Origin of the sequence: Marinobacter sp. MIT930201 (genome assembly GCF_047122665.1) — a bacterium.
Lineage (GTDB): Bacteria > Pseudomonadota > Gammaproteobacteria > Pseudomonadales > Oleiphilaceae > Marinobacter > Marinobacter salarius.
In genome coordinates, this window is the sequence record NZ_CP138916.1 from 2,032,545 (window position 1) to 2,052,423 (window position 19,879).

Annotated in this window: 16 protein-coding genes; 9 read left to right on the forward strand and 7 right to left on the reverse strand. The window is 58.7% G+C overall.

What is annotated here, in order from left to right:
• Nucleotides 1–540 precede the first annotated feature (540 nt).
• The 9 genes from SIC19_RS09440 (at nucleotide 541) to SIC19_RS09480 (ending at nucleotide 12,337) form a co-directional block, all read left to right on the forward strand.
• The gene (locus SIC19_RS09440) at nucleotides 541–1,167 is read left to right on the forward strand and encodes an ANTAR domain-containing response regulator (protein WP_036201980.1); all 627 of its coding nucleotides are present in this window, start codon (nucleotides 541–543) and stop codon (nucleotides 1,165–1,167) included.
• Nucleotides 1,168–1,189: 22 nt separating this feature from the next.
• Complete coding sequence (locus SIC19_RS09445) at nucleotides 1,190–2,431, forward strand: CmpA/NrtA family ABC transporter substrate-binding protein (protein ID WP_075196312.1); 1,242 nt, start codon at nucleotides 1,190–1,192, stop codon at nucleotides 2,429–2,431.
• A gap of 212 nt (nucleotides 2,432–2,643) precedes the next feature.
• Nucleotides 2,644–3,999 carry a CmpA/NrtA family ABC transporter substrate-binding protein gene (locus SIC19_RS09450; RefSeq protein WP_075196313.1) on the forward strand — a complete coding sequence of 452 codons (1,356 nt, stop codon included), beginning with the start codon at nucleotides 2,644–2,646 and terminating at the stop codon, nucleotides 3,997–3,999.
• Nucleotides 4,000–4,023: 24 nt separating this feature from the next.
• Nucleotides 4,024–5,019, forward strand: a complete 996-nt coding sequence (locus SIC19_RS09455; RefSeq protein WP_075196314.1) for an ABC transporter permease — start codon at nucleotides 4,024–4,026, stop codon at nucleotides 5,017–5,019.
• Between the two features lie 180 nt (nucleotides 5,020–5,199).
• Nucleotides 5,200–6,069 carry an ABC transporter ATP-binding protein gene (locus SIC19_RS09460; RefSeq protein WP_227662383.1) on the forward strand — a complete coding sequence of 290 codons (870 nt, stop codon included), beginning with the start codon at nucleotides 5,200–5,202 and terminating at the stop codon, nucleotides 6,067–6,069.
• 295 nt (nucleotides 6,070–6,364) lie between these two features.
• Nucleotides 6,365–7,594 (forward strand): NAD(P)/FAD-dependent oxidoreductase, encoded by a 1,230-nt coding sequence (locus SIC19_RS09465; RefSeq protein WP_075196315.1) that lies wholly within the window; start codon nucleotides 6,365–6,367, stop codon nucleotides 7,592–7,594.
• A gap of 29 nt (nucleotides 7,595–7,623) precedes the next feature.
• Nucleotides 7,624–10,137, forward strand: a complete 2,514-nt coding sequence (gene nirB / locus SIC19_RS09470) for a nitrite reductase large subunit NirB (RefSeq protein ID WP_075196316.1) — start codon at nucleotides 7,624–7,626, stop codon at nucleotides 10,135–10,137.
• A gap of 199 nt (nucleotides 10,138–10,336) precedes the next feature.
• Nucleotides 10,337–10,705 (forward strand): nitrite reductase small subunit NirD, encoded by a 369-nt coding sequence (gene nirD, locus SIC19_RS09475; protein ID WP_036201963.1) that lies wholly within the window; start codon nucleotides 10,337–10,339, stop codon nucleotides 10,703–10,705.
• A gap of 264 nt (nucleotides 10,706–10,969) precedes the next feature.
• Nucleotides 10,970–12,337 carry a WS/DGAT/MGAT family O-acyltransferase gene (locus tag SIC19_RS09480; RefSeq protein WP_075196317.1) on the forward strand — a complete coding sequence of 456 codons (1,368 nt, stop codon included), beginning with the start codon at nucleotides 10,970–10,972 and terminating at the stop codon, nucleotides 12,335–12,337.
• 3 nt (nucleotides 12,338–12,340) lie between these two features.
• Here SIC19_RS09480 and SIC19_RS09485 read toward each other — a convergent pair whose 3' ends face one another.
• The 7 genes from SIC19_RS09485 to SIC19_RS09515 form a co-directional block, all read right to left on the reverse strand.
• Nucleotides 12,341–12,748: an NINE protein gene (locus SIC19_RS09485; RefSeq protein WP_041332848.1), complete on the reverse strand. Its 408-nt coding sequence runs from the start codon at nucleotides 12,746–12,748 to the stop codon at nucleotides 12,341–12,343.
• Between the two features lie 60 nt (nucleotides 12,749–12,808).
• Complete coding sequence (locus SIC19_RS09490; protein WP_075196318.1) at nucleotides 12,809–13,954, reverse strand: iron-containing alcohol dehydrogenase; 1,146 nt, start codon at nucleotides 13,952–13,954, stop codon at nucleotides 12,809–12,811.
• Between the two features lie 45 nt (nucleotides 13,955–13,999).
• On the reverse strand, nucleotides 14,000–15,385 hold the full coding sequence (locus SIC19_RS09495; RefSeq protein WP_075196319.1) for an aldehyde dehydrogenase family protein: 1,386 nt from the start codon (nucleotides 15,383–15,385) through the stop codon (nucleotides 14,000–14,002).
• Between the two features lie 9 nt (nucleotides 15,386–15,394).
• Nucleotides 15,395–16,762: a glutamine synthetase family protein gene (locus tag SIC19_RS09500; RefSeq protein ID WP_036201946.1), complete on the reverse strand. Its 1,368-nt coding sequence runs from the start codon at nucleotides 16,760–16,762 to the stop codon at nucleotides 15,395–15,397.
• Between the two features lie 102 nt (nucleotides 16,763–16,864).
• Entirely contained in the window at nucleotides 16,865–17,911 is a 1,047-nt protein-coding gene (locus SIC19_RS09505) for a TRAP transporter substrate-binding protein (RefSeq protein ID WP_127402073.1), read from the reverse strand.
• Nucleotides 17,912–18,001: 90 nt separating this feature from the next.
• Entirely contained in the window at nucleotides 18,002–19,324 is a 1,323-nt protein-coding gene (locus tag SIC19_RS09510; RefSeq protein WP_036201940.1) for a TRAP transporter large permease, read from the reverse strand.
• Entirely contained in the window at nucleotides 19,324–19,830 is a 507-nt protein-coding gene (locus SIC19_RS09515) for a TRAP transporter small permease subunit (protein WP_075196320.1), read from the reverse strand. Before SIC19_RS09515 ends, SIC19_RS09510 begins: the two co-directional genes overlap by 1 nt.
• Nucleotides 19,831–19,879: the final 49 nt, after the last annotated feature.

The window sequence follows — 19,879 nt, forward strand, 5'->3', positions numbered from 1 at the left end:
TACCCCGCAATAGGGGCAGGTGGTATGAACCGGGTCCGGGCCAGTAGTGTTGAGTAAGTCCACGGTGTCTCCTGAGTGTTACACGCACAAAAAAGCCCGCAATGTCCGGAACTCCCTGAACAGGCAGGAACCGGGCATGCGGGCTTCGTTGCCAGCATTCAGTACCGGGATCAAGTAACCCCGGGCCTGGCAGTTTATGGTTGGCGTGTCAGCTTTCGCTACAAACGTTTCCCAAAGCCCGTGCAAATCCAGGGCCACTCCCGGAGAAAACCGGCCAGCAGGTGTTTCAGCAAACTCTGGGACCGCTCAATACCCCCGTGCCAGGAGTCATAACAGTGCAAAACGCTCAAAAACGCCCAATCAGAGCGCACAGTTAACGAATAAAAATATTTGCCCATGACCTTGAGAAACGGCTATTCCCCTGCTCGCAAGGCACTTCCCGTGACCCTGGCAAATTTATTGCACTGACACTGATGGAACCGTTTTGCTGACAGCGTTAAAGAGAAAGGCATCCAATGCCTGTACATCGAGGAAACCATCATGAATTCGCCAGAACCCCTTCGCATCCTTCTGATCGACAAGGACCCCGAACGGGCAAGCCAGGTTTGCCAGGCGCTCAGACATGAGGGCCATGAAGTCATTCGCCAGCGCCCGGATGCTACCGGCCTGACCGCAGCGGTTGCCCGCGACCAGCCGGACATGGTGATCATTGATATGGACTCGCCCGACCGGGATACCCTGGAGAACATGAGCACCCTCAACACTCACGCACCCCGGCCCATCGTTTTCTTCGCCGACCAGCCCGGTGATCGCGCCACCATCCATGCCGCAGTGAAGGCGGGGGTCAGCGCCTACGTTGTCGACGGCATACAGCCGGACCGGGTTCGCTCGATCATTGACTCAGCCGTAGCGCAGTTCGAATCCTTTCAGGCACTGAGGGCAGAGCTGGAGGAAACCCGCTCGGCACTGGAAGACCGCAAGGTTATTGAGAAAGCCAAAGGGCTGATCATGCGGCATGAAAACTGCGACGAGGAAACGGCCTATCGTATGCTGCGCAGCTCTGCCATGGAGCACAGCGAACGCCTGGCGGTGATGGCGGGGCGCGTTATCAAGCTGTTGGAACGACACAGCCAGGGCTCGGCCGGTGCCATCCAGAAAGCATCCTGATCAACGCTGTTAGGGAGCATCCATGGTTCGTCCAACCCCGCTTCACAAGCATCCCGGATTCAATGTCCGCCTCGGCTTTGTGCCGCTGCTCGATAGCGCACCATTGATTGTTGCGCGAGAGCTGGGGCTGTTTGATGCCGAAGGGTTGGACGTGGAACTGGTGCGTGAAGGCTCCTGGGCATCATTGCGCGACAAGGTCAGTTTTGGCCTGCTGGACGGCGGCCACATGCTGGCGCCGATGCCGCTGAGTATGTCCCTGGCGACCGACCGCCCCAAAGTGCCCGTTGTGGTCGGCATGGTGCTGAGCCGCAACGGCAACGGGATTACCCTCAGCGCTCGGCTGCATCACGAACTGACCCATTCAGCCACGGATCTGGAGAACCCCATTGCCACCGCTCGCGCGCTGATACGCGTGGCCAGGGGCAGAGGCGAGCCAATACGATTGGCCTCCGTGGCGCCCTGGTCCAGCCATGACCTTCAGCTCCGGGACTGGCTGGCCTCTGCCGGATCAGACGCGGAAAAGCACGTGCAGATCATCCCCGTATCCCCGATACAGATGGTGGACGCGTTTCGATCAAATACCATCGAAGGCTGCTGCGTCGGTGAGCCCTGGAACAGCTTGCTGGAGTACGAGAAGCTGGGGCATATTCTCCATTCCGGCCACCAGATCTGGCAGAACGCCCCTGAAAAGGTTCTGGGTATGCGCTCCGACTGGACGGAGCAGCACGACGTGATGCACCGGCACCTGTTGCGGGCACTGCTTGCAGCCTGTCAGTGGCTGGATAACCCTCACAACCATCGCCTGCTACGGGACATCCTGGCCAGGCCCGAGTATCTGGGTGAACAGATCAACGTGCTGGATAACCACCCGTACAGTCTGTTCCATCCGCGATTGCATCAACACTTTTTTCGCCACTCCGCCAACTTCCCCTGGCTGTCACAAGCCCATTGGCTGGCAACCCGCCTGACGCTCCGAGGGCAACTCGGCCCGGTGGACGGCGCCATGGTTCGTCAGGTCGTCAGGCCGGATCTGTTCCGCAACGCCGCAGCTTCCATGGGCATTGACGCACCGGTTATCGACAGCAAGACCGAGGGCCGGCACCAACTCCCCTTTACCCTGTCGGGGCGCTACGGCCCCGTGGATGTTGCCAGCGACCGCCTGTTGGGAGAGCACCTCCACGACTGGCTGGCCGACAACCCCATGGCTACGCCCAATAAAGAAGCGTCACGCACTAAAACAGCCACGAAATCCCGCCCTCAATAACACTCATTTTTGTGCTCATTCATTATTATTTATAAATATCAATAATTTAAAAACATGGCACGCAGACTGCTTTGTCAACATGGACGATCTCGCATTCACTGCGCGGGTAAACGGCAGTGACGAAAACTGACAGAACATCAGGCATTGAGGCCTGCGTCCCGGAAACGGGGGGCAGGCTTTTTTTTGTCTGAATAATACTCCGGGAGAGCACCATGCAACTGAGAACACTGGCAGCGACATTCTTGATCTTGACGGCGGCGTGCTCAGCACACGCCGACATCGGCCCGGCCGAAAAGCCAGACTTGAAGCTCGGCTTCATCAAACTGACGGACATGGCGCCACTGGCCATTGCCTGGGAACAGGGATTTTTCCTGGATGAAGGCCTGTTCGTGGAACTGGAAGCCCAGGCCAACTGGAAAGTTCTGCTTGACGGCGTGGTGACCGGCACCCTTGATGGCGCCCACATGCTGGCAGGCCAGCCACTTGGTGCGACCATTGGTTACGGCACCCAGGCGGACATCATCACCGCGTTCAGCATGGACCTGAACGGCAACGGCATTACCGTATCGAACGACGTATGGGAGCAAATGCGCCCACACATTGAAGACGGCAGCGACGGCAATCCCGCTCATCCCATCAGCGCCACTGCTCTGAAACCGGTCATCGACCAGTACCGTGACAAGGGCGAGCGTTTTCGCATGGGCATGGTTTTCCCGGTGTCCACCCACAACTACGAGCTTCGTTACTGGCTCGCTGCAGGCGGCCTGAACCCAGGCTATTACGCTCCCCAGCGTGGTGACACCAGCGGCAACATAGACGCCGACGTTCACCTGTCGGTCACGCCGCCACCGCAAATGCCGGCCACCATGGAAGCCGGCACCATTCAGGGCTATTGCGTGGGCGAACCCTGGAACCAGCAAGCAGTGTTCAAAGGCATCGGCGTGCCGGTCATCACCGACTACGAAATCTGGCCCAACAACCCTGAGAAAGTATTCGGTGTTACTGAAGCCTGGGCAGAACAGTATCCCAACACCCATCTCAGGCTGCTTCGTGCACTGATCCGCGCCGCCCACTGGCTGGATGAAAATGACAACGCCAACCGTGAAGAGGCGGTGAAAATCCTGTCCCGCTCAAGCTACGTGGGCGCCGACGAGGAAGTGATCGCTAACTCCATGACCGGCACCTTCGAGTACGAGAAAGGCGATGTCCGCAAGGTGCCGGACTTCAACGTGTTCTTTCGCTACTACGCCACCTACCCGTATCCCTCCGATGCCATCTGGTATCTGAGCCAGATGCGCCGCTGGGGGCAGATTGCCGAGCCGAAGTCCGACGACTGGTATATGGAAACCGCAGCCAAGGTCTATCGCGCGGATATCTACAAGGAAGCGGCCCGAACCCTGATCGAGGACGGCACGCTCAAGGCAGAGGATTTCCCGGACCTGGATGCGGAAAACTTTGCGCGCCCGCACCAGGGCGAGCTGATCGACGGCGTGGCCTTCACTCCGAGGGAACCGAACGCCTACATCGACAGCTTTGAGATTGGCCTGAAAGGCTCGCAAACCCCTTAAGACTTGAGTGTCAGGAGACATCACATGACCACGCTCAGCCAGACCGACTCGTTATCATCAGGCCAACGCTGGCTCCGTGCGTTGACGGAAAAGCTGTCCGGCCAGAACCTGGCCGAAACCTTCCGCCAGTTGCTGCTGCCAGCTATCGGTATCGCGCTGTTCCTCGGCTTCTGGCATCTGGCCGCGCCCCAGGTGCAAACATCGCTGGGGGCCTTCCCGGGCCCCGCCGATGTGCTGGAGCAGTCTGGGCAGTTGTGGCAGGAGCACAGCAACCAGCGGGACCGGGCGGCGCAGTTTGTCACCATGCAGGAGGATCGCAACGAACGCATCCTGGCGGAGAACCCGGACGCGGAGGTGAAAATCCGCGACTATCCCGGCGCACCCACGTTCATCGACCAGATCTTTACCAGCCTGGGTACGGTGTTGGCCGGCTTTGTACTGGCAACCCTTATTGCCGTGCCTCTAGGCATCATTATCGGCCTGAACCGCCACTTCTCGGCGGCCATCAATCCTCTGATCCAGATTTTCAAGCCGGTATCGCCACTGGCCTGGCTGCCGCTGGTCACGATGGTGGTCTCCGCTACGTACGTGAGTGATGACCCGATGTTCGAGAAGTCATTCCTGACCTCGATGATCACAGTCACCCTGTGCAGCCTGTGGCCAACGCTGATTAACACGAGCGTTGGGGTTTCAGCGGTAAATCCCGATCTTTTAAACGTTTCAAAAGTGCTGCAACTGTCGTTCTGGACTCACGTTCGCAAGGTCGTGTTGCCGTCATCTGTTCCGATGATCTTCACCGGCCTGAGAGTGTCCCTGGGCATCGCCTGGATGGTTCTCATAGCGGCCGAAATGCTGGCTCAGAGCCCCGGCCTCGGAAAATTTGTCTGGGACGAATTCCAGAATGGCAGCAGTGAATCCCTGAGCCGAATAATGGTGGCGGTACTGGCCATCGGTTTTATTGGCTTCCTTCTTGATCGAATCATGCTACTGATTCAGAAAAAAGTAGCCTGGAACGAATAAAACTCGGCATAGAGCTGGCAGGGAGGGTGGTCCGGGGACGTCAAAAACATGGATGTTTTTGTCGAGCGTACAGGGACGTATTCACAGCGTGCCCCGGACCACCCTCCCTGCCAGCTCGTACTCCGAAACCAGAGGAGAAAGAACATGAGTAAGTCGCATCTTGAATTGACCAATGTGCAGATGGCCTTTGATACAAAAGATGGGCCATTCGTAGCACTGGAAAACGTCGACCTGAAGATCCGAAAAGGGGAATTCGTTTCCCTGATTGGCCACTCCGGTTGCGGCAAGTCCACTGTGCTGAATATTGTGGCCGGCCTGCTCCAGGCTACCCGCGGTGGCTGCGTACTGGACGGGCATGAGGTGAACACACCGGGGCCGGAACGGGCGGTGGTGTTTCAGAATCACTCGTTAATGCCCTGGCTGACGGTTTACGAGAACGTTGAACTGGCTGTGCAGCAGGTATTCCGCAAATCCATGAGCAGAGCTGAGCGAAAGGAATGGATTCTTCACAACCTCAAGCTGGTCAACATGGACCACGCCTTGGATAAACGCCCCGGAGAGATCTCTGGGGGTATGGCCCAGCGGGTGGGGATTGCCCGGGCACTGTCGATGAAGCCCAGCGTACTGTTGATGGACGAGCCTTTTGGCGCGCTGGACGCGCTGACGCGTGCCCACCTGCAGGATTCGCTGATGAAAATTCAGCAGGACCTGAACAGCACGGTGATCATGATTACCCACGATGTGGACGAGGCCGTGCTGCTGTCGGACCGCATTGTGATGATGACCAACGGGCCGGCTGCCACCATCGGGGAAGAGTTGCGCATTGAGCTGGAGCGCCCCCGCAACCGGGTCACCCTGGCCGACCATCCAGAATATGTGCGCTACCGTCAGGCGGTATTGTCCTTCCTGTATGAAAAACAGCGCTTCCCCGGCAAAGGCGAGGATGAACAGGATAAGCCCACCGCTGAAGCCGAAGCGGCGTCGCAGGAAGACAGCTCACCGGATGTCGATAACGAGCATTCTGAGAGCCCCGTTCGCCGCATTGCATGAAATCAAACGGAGAAGCTCGCGCCCTTCAGAAGCACTCATCCGGTGCACGTCGCCCTGTCAGAGCGCACAGTTTTCGGGCCAAGCTCAAAGCGACATCTTTCAACTTACTGTAAATAAAGGACTAATAATTTTGGCACGGCGTTCGCTACTGTAGATACAGGGAAGAATGTCCCGGCTAAGGATCGGCCGGACCATCAGATCATTGTTGTTGGCATTGGCGCCGGACCATCGAGTTCCTTCGGGAATCAGATGCTCCGGCTTTTTTCGTTTTGGACACAAGAAGGGCATCACCATCATGAGCGCAAAGGCAGAACAGACTCTCGTTATCTGCGGACACGGCATGGTGGCCCAGCGTCTGCTCGAAAAACTGGTTGTTCAACCGCATCGGCCTTTTGCACGCATTGTGGTGTTCAATGGCGAGGCAAGCCCTGCCTACAACCGCATCCAGCTTTCGGCCCTGCTGGCCGGCGATGCCAACGAAGACAGTCTGCAATTGCAGCAACCGGACTGGTATCAGCACAACAACATCACCTTGCATCAGGGAGATCCCGTTACCGCCATTAACCGGGAAGAGCACACGGTTACCACTGCCAGCGGGCGGACTCAACACTACACCAGCCTGGTTCTGGCCACCGGTTCCCGCTCCGCCAGTCTTGGCCTGAAGGGTGAGGAGTTGGACGGTGTGATGGGCTTCCGCGACCTGCAGGATACCCGCCGTCTGATCAACATCAGCCAACGCCATCGCCGCGCGGTGGTCATCGGTGGTGGTTTCCTGGGTCTGGAGGCGGCTGAAGGCCTGCGCAGCCGGGGTATGGCGGTGACCGTACTGCACCGTAGCGGCCATCTTCTCAACCGGCAACTCGACCCGGCCGGCGGCGCCCTGCTGGAAGAGGCCCTGACCAAACGCGGGCTGACCATTCGCACGCAAACATCTCCCGTGGCCCTGCTCGGTCGCAATGTGGTCCGTGCCGTGCAGCTGGACGACGAAACCCTGATCAGCACCGACCTGGTGGTGATCGCCGCGGGCATTACCCCGAACACGGAACTCGCTCTGGAAGCGGGGCTGGATTGTGAACGCGCCATCCGGGTGAATCCGCAGCTGCAAACCAGCGACCAATACATCCATGCACTAGGCGAATGCTGCCAGGTCGGCAGCCAGACCTTCGGGCTGGTGGAGCCCGGCTATCAACAGGCGGACGTGCTGGCACAGGTGCTGTGCGACGAGAACAGCCAGGCGACGTTTGAGCCATCCATCATCCCGACGCGCCTGAAAATCAGCGGCATCCCGATATTTTCCTGCGGCCAGACCGACGCGGACGCTGAGACCGAATCCGTGGTCTGGCAGGACTACGACACCAATCGCTACTGCCGCCTGCTGATTCGCGACCAAAGACTCACAGGCGCCGTGCTCTTCGGTGAAACCAGCGACGGCCCCTGGTACAGCGAACGCATTCAACAGGCCGATGACATCAGCCCTTACCGGGCCCATCTGGCCTTTGGCAAGCACTACTGCGAAGCCGCGTAAAGCGGCCGGGAACAGAGAGAGGAATTACCATGAGCAAGAAAACCCTGATCGTGATTGGCAACGGCATGGTCGGCCACCACTTCCTGGAGCAGTTGGTGGAAACCCCGGCAGCGGCCGATTTCGACATCAAGGTGTTTGGTGAAGAAAAACTGCTGGCGTATGACCGGGTTCACCTGTCCGAGTACTTTGGTGGTTCCACCCATGTCGACCTGGCCATGGGCACCACCGACTGGTACGCCGAGAACCACATCGACCTGCGTCTGGGCGAACAGGTAACCGGCATCGACCGCGCCAATCAAACCATTACCACACCGATGGGCGATTACGCCTACGACGAACTGGTGCTGGCCACCGGTTCCTATCCGTTCGTGCCGCCCATCAAGGGCAACGAGAACCCCCACTGCCTCGTGTATCGCACCCTGGAAGACCTGGACAGCATCCGTGCCAGCGCCGACGGTGTTAAAACCGGCGTAGTGGTGGGCGGTGGCCTGCTGGGTCTGGAAGCAGCGAATGCCCTCAAGAGCCTGGGCCTGGACGCCCACGTGGTGGAATTTGCACCCCGGCTGATGCCGGTACAGCTCGACGCTGACGGCGGCGCCCTGCTAAAGCATAAAATCGAAGAGCTCGGGGTGCAGGTTCATACTGAGAAAGCCACCACTGAAATCGTTGAAGGCGAAGAAGCCCGCCTGCGGATGAATTTCAGTGACGATACCCATTTGGAAACCGACCTGATCGTGTTCTCCGCCGGCATCCGCCCCCAGGACGCCCTGGCCCGTTCCAGCGAACTGGCCATGGGTGAACGCGGTGGCATTGTCATCAACGACCAGTGCACCACCTCCGACCCCCACATCCACGCCATTGGCGAGTGCGCGCTGTGGAGTGAGAAGATTTTTGGCCTGGTGGCACCGGGCTACACCATGGCCCGCACCCTGGCCTCCGTGCTGAATGGTGACCGTGAGGCCGCCTTTACCGGCGCCGACATGAGCACCAAGCTCAAGCTGTTGGGTGTGGATGTCGGCTCGATCGGCGATGCCCATGCCCAGACGCCGGGCGCCCGCAACATTCGCTTTAACGATGAGCAGGCCGGCCACTACCGCCGCATGGTGATCAGCGCAGATGGCAAGACCCTGCTGGGCGCCATCCTGGTGGGCGACAACAGCCACTACGACACCCTGCTGCAATATGCGTTGAACGGCATTGAGCTGCCGGAGAACCCGGAGACCCTGATTCTGCCGGAAAACCAGGGCGGTGCTCCCGCGCTGGGCCCGGATGCCCTGCCGGAAACCGCCTCGATCTGCTCCTGCCACAACGTGTCCAAGGGCGATATCTGCGGCGTGATCGATGCCGGCTGTACCGACCTTGCTGGTGTTAAGGCAGAAACCAAGGCCAGCACCGGCTGTGGTGGCTGCGCGGCACTGCTGAAAAACGTGGTGGACAGCGAACTGGAAAAACGCGGCGTGGAAGTCAGCAAGGACATCTGTGAGCACTTCCCGTACAGCCGCCAGGACCTGTTCAATATCGTGAAGGTCAATGGCATCCGCACCTTCCGGACATTGATCCGTGATCACGGCAAGGGTCATGGCTGCGATATCTGCAAACCGGCCGTCGCGTCCATCCTTGCCACCTGCTGGAACGAGCACATCCTGGCCACCGACCACGTGCCCCTGCAGGACACCAACGATACCTTCATGGCCAATATGCAGAAGAACGGTACCTACTCCATCGTGCCTCGGGTGCCGGGCGGCGAAATCACCCCGGACAAGCTGATTGTGCTGGGTGAAGTGGCCAAGGAATACAACCTGTACACCAAGATCACGGGCGGTCAACGGGTGGACCTGTTCGGCGCCACCCTGAGCGAACTGCCCGAAATCTGGGAAAAACTCATCGCCGCCGGCTTCGAAACCGGCCACGCCTACGGCAAGTCCCTGCGTACGGTGAAGTCCTGCGTCGGCAGCACCTGGTGCCGCTACGGCGTGCAGGACAGTGTGGACATGGCGATTTTTCTGGAGAACCGCTACAAGGGCCTGCGTTCCCCCCATAAGCTCAAGATGGCGGTGTCCGGCTGCACCCGCGAATGTGCGGAAGCCCAGAGTAAGGACATCGGCGTGATCGCCACCGAGAACGGCTGGAACCTGTACGTATGCGGCAACGGCGGCATGCGTCCGCGCCACGCGGATTTGTTTGCCACGGATTTGTCCGACGAGGAACTGATCAGCGCTATCGACCGGGTGTTGATGTTCTACGTGCGCACCGCGGACCGTCTGCAACGCACCAGTGTGTGGATGGAGAACCTGGAAGGTGGCCTGGACTATCTGAAGCAGGTGGTCCTGGAGGACAGCCTGGGTATTGGTCAGGAGCTGGAGCATCACATGGCGGATCTGGTGGATACCTATCAGTGCGAGTGGAAGACGGCGGTTGAGGATCCTGAGAAGCGGAAGCGGTTCCGGGAGTTTGTGAATGCTCCGGAGAAGAAGGATCCGGTTCAGGAGTGGACTACCGAACGGGAGCAGCGTCGGCCTCTGCTTGAGGGGGAGCCTGCTTAGGACTGGTGGCTTGGGGTGGAGCGCGGGGGTCTATATTTTTTCCCTTGGGAAAAAGAACTCGCTGCGCTCGGACACCTTTTTCCTGGCGGGAAAAAATATCGACCCCCACGCTCATTGAATCACCCGTTATCGCTGGTTAAATGCTTATCACATTACGAGTTAACGCCTTTGGCGAACCTGAACAACATTGGAGAACGTTATGAAAGCACGCACTTCCTGGGACGTTGTTTGTACCGTTGATGACCTTGTGCCCGAGTCCGGCGTTGCGGTCTGGACGGAAGACGGGCCGGTGGCGGTGTTTTATCTGCCGCATCGGTTGCCGGCGTTGTTTGCGATCAGTCATACCGATCCGTTTACCGGTAAGAACGTGCTGGCGCGGGGGATTACCGGGGATCTGAAAGGGCAGCCGGTGGTGGCTTCACCGCTGTACAAACAGCACTTCAACCTGGAAACCGGTCAGTGCTTGGAAGACGAGGCGGTAGCCGTGAAAACGTACCCGGTCTTGTTGGACGGCAACAACGTCCGCGTGGAAATCCCTGCCACCAACAAGGAATCAGCCGTGGCCTAACCCGTTAGTTTCCCCGGGCAGGCTTCTGCAAGGGCTCGAAAAGCCGATTTGGGGGGTGGGGTTATTTTTTCTGCCAGGAAAAAGGTGTCTGAGCGAAGCGAGTTCTTTTTCCCAAAGAAAAAATAACCCCACCCCCCGAAGCGGCGACTCCCCCCAAGACCAACAAAACAGGCCTGTTCAGCACAAACCCGAAACTTCCACCAAACCAGAAATGCTGCAACACTGACAGCCAGACAATAATCACAACAAGGCGAGATCTGTTTCGTGAAAGCACTAAGCCCGGTAGACCAGGTATTCCTGTGGCTGGAAAAACGCCAGCAGCCCATGCACGTTGGCGGCCTGCAGCTGTTCTCGTTCCCCGAGGATGCACCGGATGACTATGTGGCCCAACTTGCGGACCAGTTGCGGGAGGAAACCATCGTCACACCTCCCTTCGACAGGCGCCTGGGCAGTCGGTTCGGTCAACCGGTCTGGGTAGAAGACGAGCAGCTGGACCTGGAGCATCATTTCCGCTTTGAGGCCCTGCCCACTCCAGGCCGAATTCGTGAACTGTTGTCGTTTGTCTCCGCCGAACACAGCCACCTGATGGACCGGGAACGGCCCATGTGGGAGTTCCACCTCATCGAAGGCCTGAAAGACCGGCAGTTCGCCGTTTACACCAAGGTACACCACTCCCTGGTGGATGGTGTGTCTGCCATGCGCCTGTTCCAGCGCATGTTGTCGGATGACCCGGACGAGCGAAACATGCCGCCGATCTGGTCGCTGCCGCGCCGCAGCCGCAGCGATGACGACGATGAGGGCCCGTCAATGTGGCGCAACGTTGCCCATCTGCTCGGGGAATCGGGTAAACAGCTGGGCACGGTTCCGGCGGTCACCAAGGCGCTGCTGAACACCGTTAACCGGGCCCGCAAGGACCCGGCCTACGATTCCATCTTCCACGCGCCGCGCTGCGTCCTGAACGGCAAGATCACCGGCTCCCGCCGTTTTGCGGCCCAGTCCTATGATCTGAAACGCATCCGTGCCGTATGCACCGCCTTCGGTACAACGGTTAACGACGTGGTCATGACCATGTGTGCCACGGCCCTGCGGACCTACCTGATGAATCAGGACGCGTTGCCGGAAAAACCGCTGGTCGCCATGGTACCGGTTTCCCTGCGCACGGATGACAGCTCCGGTGGCAACCAGGTGGGTATTATCCTCGCCTCCCTGGGCACCCACCTGAACGACGCGGCTGAGCGGCTGCGCTATATCCACGAAGACGTGAAAGCCTCCAAACAGCGCTACGCGGCCATGTCGCCAGAGGAAATCCTGAATTACACGGCGCTGCTGCTGGCCCCGGCGAGCTTCAACCTGCTAACGGGGCTGGCGCCGAAGTGGCAGACCTTTAACGTGGTCATTTCCAACGTACCAGGGCCGAAGGAGCCCAGCTACTGGAACGGCGCGAGGCTTGAGGGCATGTATCCGGTGTCCATCGCCATGGACCGGATTGCCCTGAACATGACCCTGACCAGCTACTGCGATCAGGTGGAATTCGGGCTGATCGGCTGCCGCCGCACCCTGCCCAGCCTGCAGCGCATGCTGGATTATCTTGAAGACGGCCTGAGCGAGCTGGAGCAGGCAGCTGGGCTGTAACGCCTAGCCGAACTTCACTTCCTGATTGCGTTCCGATATCTGGCTGTTCAGTGTCCAGAAATCATAAAGCACACCCACCAGGAACAGACCGCCCGTCAGCAAGTAAATGATTCCGGTGATCCACTTGCCCATGTACATCCGGTGGATACCAAATACGCCAAGGAAGGTCAGTAGAATCCAACCGATGTTGAAACTGACCTCGCCCTCACGGAACCGGTGATCCGCCTCCCGGTCCATGGCCGGTATCAGGAACAGGTCGATGATCCAGCCAATGAACAGCAACCCCAGGGTGAAAAACCAGATGGTGCCGGTGATGGGCTTGCCGTAGTAGAAGCGGTGCGACCCCAGGAACCCGAAGATCCAGAGCAGGTAGCCGATGAGTTTGCTGTGGGTGTCCTGATTGTCTGCCATTTGCGTTCCTTTTGGCTCGGGTTTTGGCGTGAGACTTGGCCAAAACCGACAATAGATCAATCAGATGCAGGCTTCAAACAAAGCTCGCGTGTTTTCCGCTGTCATCTTCACCGGGTTGCCACCGGCACTTGGGTCTTCAAGCGCCATTCTGGTCATTTCCTCAATGCGATCCGTCCCCACACCCATGTCCCTCAAACGCTCCGGCACGCCAAGGGATTCCCGCAACGTCATGATGAACTGGGTGAATCCGTCAAAGCCATTGGCAATGCCCAGGTAGCGGGTAATGTCGTCGACCCGGTTTTCGATCGCTGGTCGGTTCATGGCGATGACCGACGGCAGCACCACGGCGTTGGTCATGCCATGGTGGGTGTTGTAGATCGCTCCGACCGAATGGGAGACGGCGTGGGTCGCCCCCAGCCCCTTCTGGAAGGCTACCGCGCCCATGGCGGCGGCGACCAGCATCTGCCCGCGAGCCTCGATATCGGCGGCATCCGCATACACCCGGGGCAGATTTTCCTTCACCAGCCGCATGCCCTCCAGCGCAATACCCTGGCTCATGGGGTGGAAGTTGGGGGAACAGAACGCCTCGAAACAGTGAATAAAGGCATCCATGCCGGTTCCCGCAGTGATAAATGGCGGCATACCAACCGTCAATTCGGGGTCGGAGATCACAATCGACGGCAGTATTCGGGGATGAAAAATGATCTTTTTGACGTGGCTCTGACTGTTGACGATGACGCTGGCTCGACCGACCTCCGACCCCGTGCCTGCGGTCGTTGGTACGGCGATGATAGGGGCAATCCCATCGGCATCCGCGCGTTTCCACCAGTCACCAATATCCTCGAAGTCCCACACCGGCCGGGTCTGACCGGCCATGAAGGCCAGCAATTTACCCAGGTCCAGCCCGGACCCTCCGCCGAAGGCGATCACGCCGTCGTGGTTGCCGTCGAGAAAGACCTTCCGGCCCGCTTCCATGTTGATTTCCGTGGGGTTGGGATCAACCTCTGAAAACATGGCTCGTCCAAGGCCAGCCTGCTCCATTAAATCGAGCGTGTCCTGGGTAATGGGAAGGCTTGCCAACCCTCGGTCGGTCACCAGTAACGGCCGGGTTATACCTGCCTCCTTACAGCATTCGCCGAGTTCGGCAATACGACCGGCGCCAAAACGGATATCGGTGGGATAGGACCAGTTTGCGGAGAGTGTCATTGTCAGCCCCTCGTCAGAGAATCGGGTTGTCTGTTGATCCGGATATCAGTTCACCGGTTTTTTCAGGTAATACGATTTCGGGCGCGTCAGGTTGTGGTAGCCGATGACCGAAAGCCCACCACCGCGACCGGTGTTCTTGCAACCGGTCCAGCAAAGCGCCGGGTCCAGGTAATCACAACGGTTCATGAACACCGTGCCGGTTTCAATCTGATCGGCCACCCGCGTGGCGCGGTCAATATCTCTGGTCCACAGGGACGCGGTCAGGCCGAACTCGCTGTCGTTCATCAGTGCGACCGCTTCAGCGTCATCTTTGACTTTCATGATGCCAACCACCGGGCCAAAGGACTCCTCCCGCATAACCCGCATGGAGTGGTCCACGTCGACAAGGATCTGCGGCATCAGATAGGCGCCGCCCTGTTCAGGGAAGAGTTCGGGGTCGATCAATGCCCGGGCACCGCTGGCAACGGCCTCTGCCGTCTGCTCCCGGACATGGTCGGCAAAGCGGACATGCGCCATCGGGCCAAGCGTTGTGTCCCTGTCCAGCGGATTGCCAAGCCGGTAGCCGCTGACGATGGCAACGGCTTTCTCAACAAACGCATCGAACAGGTTTTCGGCAACGTAAATGCGCTCAATGCCACAGCAGCACTGGCCGGCATTGAACATGGCCCCGTCGATCAGTGTCTCCACGGCGGCATCCAGATCCGCATCGTCCATCACATAACCGGGGTCCTTACCGCCAAGCTCCAACCCTACGCCGGTGAAAGTGCCGGCAGCAGCTCGTTCTATGGCCTGCCCCCCATTTACCGAGCCGGTAAAGTTGACGAAACCGAAGGCTTTTTCCGCGATCAGTGCGGAAGTGGTGTCGTGGGACAGGAACACGTTCTGGAAAATCTCGCGGGGGACACCGGCGGCATGGAACGCCTCCGCCATGTGCTCACCGACCAGGGGCGTTTGTGACGCGTGTTTGAGAAACACTGCGTTACCGGCAATCAGGGCAGGAACGACCGTGTTCACCGCCGTCATGTAGGGATAGTTCCAGGGCGCGACAACCAGCACCGCGCCGTGAGGTTCGCGCCGAATGTAGCGATGAAAGGAGGCGCTGCTTTCAATTTCGATGGGGGCAAGCCCTTCTTCCGCCAGATCGGCCATCATCCCGGCACGCTCGTCCACGCCGCCGAACTCACCGCCGTAGCGCACGGGCCGCCCCATCTGCCACGCCAGTTTTTCCACGATGTCGTCATTCATGTCACCCAGACGGGCGATGCCGTCGCGAACCCGTTGAACCCGCTCTGACAGTGGCAGGGCGGCCCAGTCCGGCTGTGCGTTTTTTGCCCTGGCAACGGCCTCCCGCGCAGCTTCCAGAGAAAGCGTTGTGCGCTGCACATACACGGAACCATCGATGGGCGATATGCATTGAATGGGTGTACTCATAGCTGTGTCCTAAGCCTGCTCAAATCCACGTTTGACTTCGTAATCGGTAACCACACGATCAAAATCTTCCTGCTCCCACTCCGCACAGCGCACGTAGTGATCAATAACGTCGTTACCCATGGCTTCCCGCAGCATGGTCGAGCCGCGTAACGATTCCGTGGCTGCCCTCAATGTGGCTGGGATACTGCGCGCAGACTCGGCGCCATAGGCATTGCCGGAGAACTCCGGCTCCAGTTCGAGTTTGCCTTCGATACCGGCGATGGTGGCGGCAATCTGCGATGCCAACGCCAGGTACGGGTTCAGGTCCGACCCGCCGATGCGACACTCCACTCGCACGGCATCCGTGTTCGGTGCGACAACGCGGTAACCGGCCGTACGGTTGTCGATGGACCAGACAGTGCTGGTCGGGGCAAAGGTGCCGGCGGCAAATCGTTTGTACGAGTTAACGTAAGGCGCGAGGAAGAAGGTGGTGTCGTTGGCGTATTCCAGTAGCCCCGCCAGCGCATGCTCCATAGTTTTGGACATACCATGGGCACCATTGGGGTCATAGAACACTGACTTTCCGGTACTGTCCGAGAGGGCCTGATGGATATGGCTGGACGACCCGGCGGCGTTGTGGTTCCACTTGGCCATGAAACTCACACTGCGCCCGTGCTGCCAGGCGATTTCCTTGACGGCATTTTTCACCAGAACGTGAGTATCGGCCATGGCGAGCGGGTCGGAGTAGTGAATGTTGAGCTCGGCCTGACCAGCGTCGGCCTCACCCTTGCTGCTCTCGACCGTGATCCCCGCCTGGTAGAGCCCATTGCGGATGGGCCGCATTACATCTTCCTCACGGGTGGTCTGGAAGATGTGGTAGTCCTCGTTATAGGGGCTGATGGGCGTCATATGGTGATACTGACGCTTCTGCATCTCCTCAAAGGTCTCCCGGAAAATGAAAAACTCCAGTTCGGTGGCCGTGGTCATCTGCAGCCCCATGGCTGACAACCGTTCCAGCTGTTTTTTCAGCACCGCCCGGGGCGAGTGAGGTACCGGCTCATGGGTGGCGTGATCAATCAGATCACACAGAATAAAGGCGGTACCCTCGAGCCATGGCAGGCGGCGCAGGGTGGTCAGGTCCGGCTTCATCACATAGTCGCCATAGCCGGCCGCCCAACTGGTCGAGGCGTAGTTCTCCACCGTTGTCATTTCCAGATCGGTCGCCACCAGGTACTTGCAACAGTGGCTCTCTTCCCAGGCGGTGTCGATAAAGTACTGGGCCTGGAAGCGCTTGCCCATGAGACGCCCCTGCATGTCCGGAATCGCCGCCACGACCGTGTCAATGGTGCCGTCCTCGACACACGTTTTCAGTTCCTTAAAAGACAGTTGAGCTGCCATCTCACCGCTCCGCAATATCAGTTAGGCTAAAAGGCGCCGCGCTCAGTGACGAGTAAATCCGGTAGTGATCGCCACTGAACGCAGTGTTTCTCTGCGATCCCATCAGGTGTATCGATAGGGCCGCCCCGCCTTCTCCATTTTCTCGTTGTATTCCTTGAGGATCTTGACCACCCGGGCCTTGGTTTCGGATTCCTGGGCAACCTCGTCCCAGAACACGCGCGCGGCCTTTTCAACTTCTGCCCACTCCTTGTCCGGAATGGTGGTCAACTTCATCTTCGTGCCGTCTGTACGCAGTTTGGCCTCGCCTCCCCAATACCACCACTGACGGTAGTAGTGGGAGCTGTCCAAGGTCAGTTTGAGCAGTTCCTTGAGATGATCCGGAAGCTCGTTGTAGCGGTCCATGTTGGCGAAGAAGGATCCCGCCCAGGCACCGGAGATGTTGTTGGTCAGGAAGTAGTTGGTCACATCCGCCCAGCCCACCGTGTAGTCCTCGGTAATACCCGACCAGGCGATCCCGTCCAGCTCACCCGTCTGCACCGCGACTTCGATGTCTTCCCAGGGCAGTTGAACCGGTACCACGCCGAACTGGCTCATGAAACGGCCGGCAGTGGGGAAGGTGAACACACGCTTGCCCTTGAGATCCTCGAGGCTGTGGATCGGCTCTTTGGTGGCAAAGTGGCAGGGGTCCCAGGCACCGGCGGACAGGTGTTTCACGCCCACCTTGGAATACTCTTCATCCCAGATTTCATTCAGGCCGTACTGATTGAACAGCACGGGTACGTCCAGCGAATAGCGGCTGGCGAACGGAAAGTAGCCACCGAAAACAGTAACCTCGGTGGGTGAGGCCATGGAATCGTCATCGGACTGAACCGCGTCAATGGTGCCTTTCTGCATGGCGCGGAACAGTTCCCCCGTGGGCACAAGCTGATCGGCAAAATAGAGCTCGATCTGCATCTCCTTGCCGGCAATACGGTTGAAACTGTCGATCGCCGGCTTGACTACATGCTCTGCCAGGGCCGGCCCGGCGTATGTTTGCAGCCGCCATCGTATTTTTGGCTCCTGCGCGTAAAGTCTGGGTGGCGTGAGGGCGGCGGCCCCGGCCAGTGCTGCTACGGATGCTGATGCGAGAAATTTACGTCTTGTGGTCATGTCGACCTCCTTGACTGACGCTTGTTATGGAAGCCGGCCGGCCTCCGGGGTGTTACTCGACATTCGTATTCATCCAAAAACGTTGACGGTTCACTTGTTGTAAACGTACTCCGGCAGCCAGAGCGCAATCTGTGGAAAGGCCATGATCAGCGACAGTGCCACCAGCATCACGCAGACAAACGGGAGAATTGAACTGTAGATATCGCGCAGGGAAATCTCAGGCGGCGCCATGGCCCGCATCAGGAACAGGTTGTAACCGAAAGGCGGCGTCATATAGGCAATCTGGGTGGTAATCGTGTAGAGAACGCCATACCAGATAAGATCAAAGCCAAGAGCTGCCACCAACGGCACGTAAAGGGGCGCCACAATCACCAGCATTGCGGTATCGTCCAGGAAGGTACCCATCAACAGAAACGACAACTGCATCATGATCAGGATCATCCAGGGGTTCAGCCCCAGCTGCTCGGTAAACAGGCTGTCGATGGCCTTTACCGCACCCAGCCCATCAAACACGGCACCGAAACCCAGGGCGGCGAGGATGATCCACATGAACATGCAGGAAATGGCCAGCGTCTGGCGTACGGAGGCTTCAAACACGGCCCGGGTCATCCGGCGTTTGAGGATCGCTGCGACGAATGCCGCCATGGCACCGATGGCGGAACTCTCCACCAGGCTGGTCCAGCCTTTGACGAACGGCACCATCATGGAGGCGAAAATAACCACCGGCAGAACTCCTGCACGCAGCAGGCGTAACTTCTCGCCCAGGCTGACCTGGCGCTCCTCTTTTGGCAGCACAGGCCCGAGCTCGGGCTGGAGACGACACCGCACCGCAATGTAGACGATAAACATCACCGCCATGATCAGCCCCGGCACAACGCCCGCAAGCCATAGCTGCCCCACCGGCTGGCGGGCAATCATGGCGTACAGCACCAGCACCACCGAGGGCGGCACCAGAATGCCCAACGATGAACCCGCCTGAACCACGCCCGTGACCATACGCTTGTCATAACCCCGCCGGAGCAATTCGGGCAGGGCGATGGTGGCTCCAATGGCCATACCGGCAACCGACAAACCGTTCATGGCTGACACCAGCACCATCAGGCCAATGGTGCCAATGGCAAGCCCGCCATGAATCGGCCCCATCCAGACATGGAACATCCGGTAGAGATCGTCGGCGATTTTCGATTCGGAGAGCACGTAGCCCATGAAGATAAACATCGGCAGCGTCAGCAGCGGATACCAGTTCATCAGCTTCATGGCGGATGAGAAGGGGATATCGGAACCACCGGTTCCCCACAGCGCCAATGCTGAGGCCGCGGCAACGGCACCAATGGCACCAAACACCCGCTGGCCGGTCATCAGCATCAGCATCATTGAGGCAAACATGAAAATGGCGATGAGATCGTAAGACATCAGATGTCTTCTCCCCGAATGCGGGCGATGTCTTTGAAAAGCTCTGATACCGCCTGCAACAGCATGAGTGAGAAGCCGATGCACATCACCACCTTGATCGGCCACATGTAGGGTCGCCACGCGGATGCGCTGCGCTCGCCGTATTGAATCGCATAGCTCGTGCTGTCGTAGGCGCCGTACAGGAGCACGCCCAGAAAGAAAATCAGGAAAAAAATGGTGAAGACATCGAACCAGGCTTTTCTACGGACGGACCAACCGCCGTAAAACAGGTCCATGCGTACATTGGCGTCCAGCTGGATGGAATAGGGACCGCCCAGTATGTAATACGCCACCATGGCGAACTGCGCGGCTTCAAGCGTCCATAACGAGGGAAGGAAGAACGCTTTGGAAATGGACGACCACAGCAGAATAGCGACCATGACAAAGATGCCGTACATTACCGCTCGACCAACACGGTAATTCACGGCATCCACGAAACGGATGTATCCGTTGACGAACGGTGGCATCCACAGACCCCACTCAATGCGTTAGTGAGCCAGTCAGACAGCCGAGTGG

Bases quoted from the DNA above. Each gene is read 5' to 3' on its own strand.
- SIC19_RS09445 (WP_075196312.1), top strand. From the start codon at position 1,190: ATGGTTCGTCCAACCCCGCTTCACAAGCATCCCGGATTCAATGTCCGC.
- SIC19_RS09450 (WP_075196313.1), top strand. From the start codon at position 2,644: ATGCAACTGAGAACACTGGCAGCGACATTCTTGATCTTGACGGCGGCG.
- SIC19_RS09510 (WP_036201940.1), bottom strand. From the start codon at position 19,324: ATGTCTTACGATCTCATCGCCATTTTCATGTTTGCCTCAATGATGCTG.
- SIC19_RS09495 (WP_075196319.1), bottom strand. From the start codon at position 15,385: ATGAGTACACCCATTCAATGCATATCGCCCATCGATGGTTCCGTGTAT.
- SIC19_RS09460 (WP_227662383.1), top strand. From the start codon at position 5,200: ATGGCCTTTGATACAAAAGATGGGCCATTCGTAGCACTGGAAAACGTC.
- SIC19_RS09515 (WP_075196320.1), bottom strand. From the start codon at position 19,830: ATGCCACCGTTCGTCAACGGATACATCCGTTTCGTGGATGCCGTGAAT.
- SIC19_RS09505 (WP_127402073.1), bottom strand. From the start codon at position 17,911: ATGACCACAAGACGTAAATTTCTCGCATCAGCATCCGTAGCAGCACTG.
- nirB (WP_075196316.1), top strand. From the start codon at position 7,624: ATGAGCAAGAAAACCCTGATCGTGATTGGCAACGGCATGGTCGGCCAC.
- SIC19_RS09440 (WP_036201980.1), top strand. From the start codon at position 541: ATGAATTCGCCAGAACCCCTTCGCATCCTTCTGATCGACAAGGACCCC.
- SIC19_RS09490 (WP_075196318.1), bottom strand. From the start codon at position 13,954: ATGACACTCTCCGCAAACTGGTCCTATCCCACCGATATCCGTTTTGGC.
- SIC19_RS09455 (WP_075196314.1), top strand. From the start codon at position 4,024: ATGACCACGCTCAGCCAGACCGACTCGTTATCATCAGGCCAACGCTGG.
- nirD (WP_036201963.1), top strand. From the start codon at position 10,337: ATGAAAGCACGCACTTCCTGGGACGTTGTTTGTACCGTTGATGACCTT.
- SIC19_RS09500 (WP_036201946.1), bottom strand. From the start codon at position 16,762: ATGGCAGCTCAACTGTCTTTTAAGGAACTGAAAACGTGTGTCGAGGAC.
- SIC19_RS09465 (WP_075196315.1), top strand. From the start codon at position 6,365: ATGAGCGCAAAGGCAGAACAGACTCTCGTTATCTGCGGACACGGCATG.
- SIC19_RS09485 (WP_041332848.1), bottom strand. From the start codon at position 12,748: ATGGCAGACAATCAGGACACCCACAGCAAACTCATCGGCTACCTGCTC.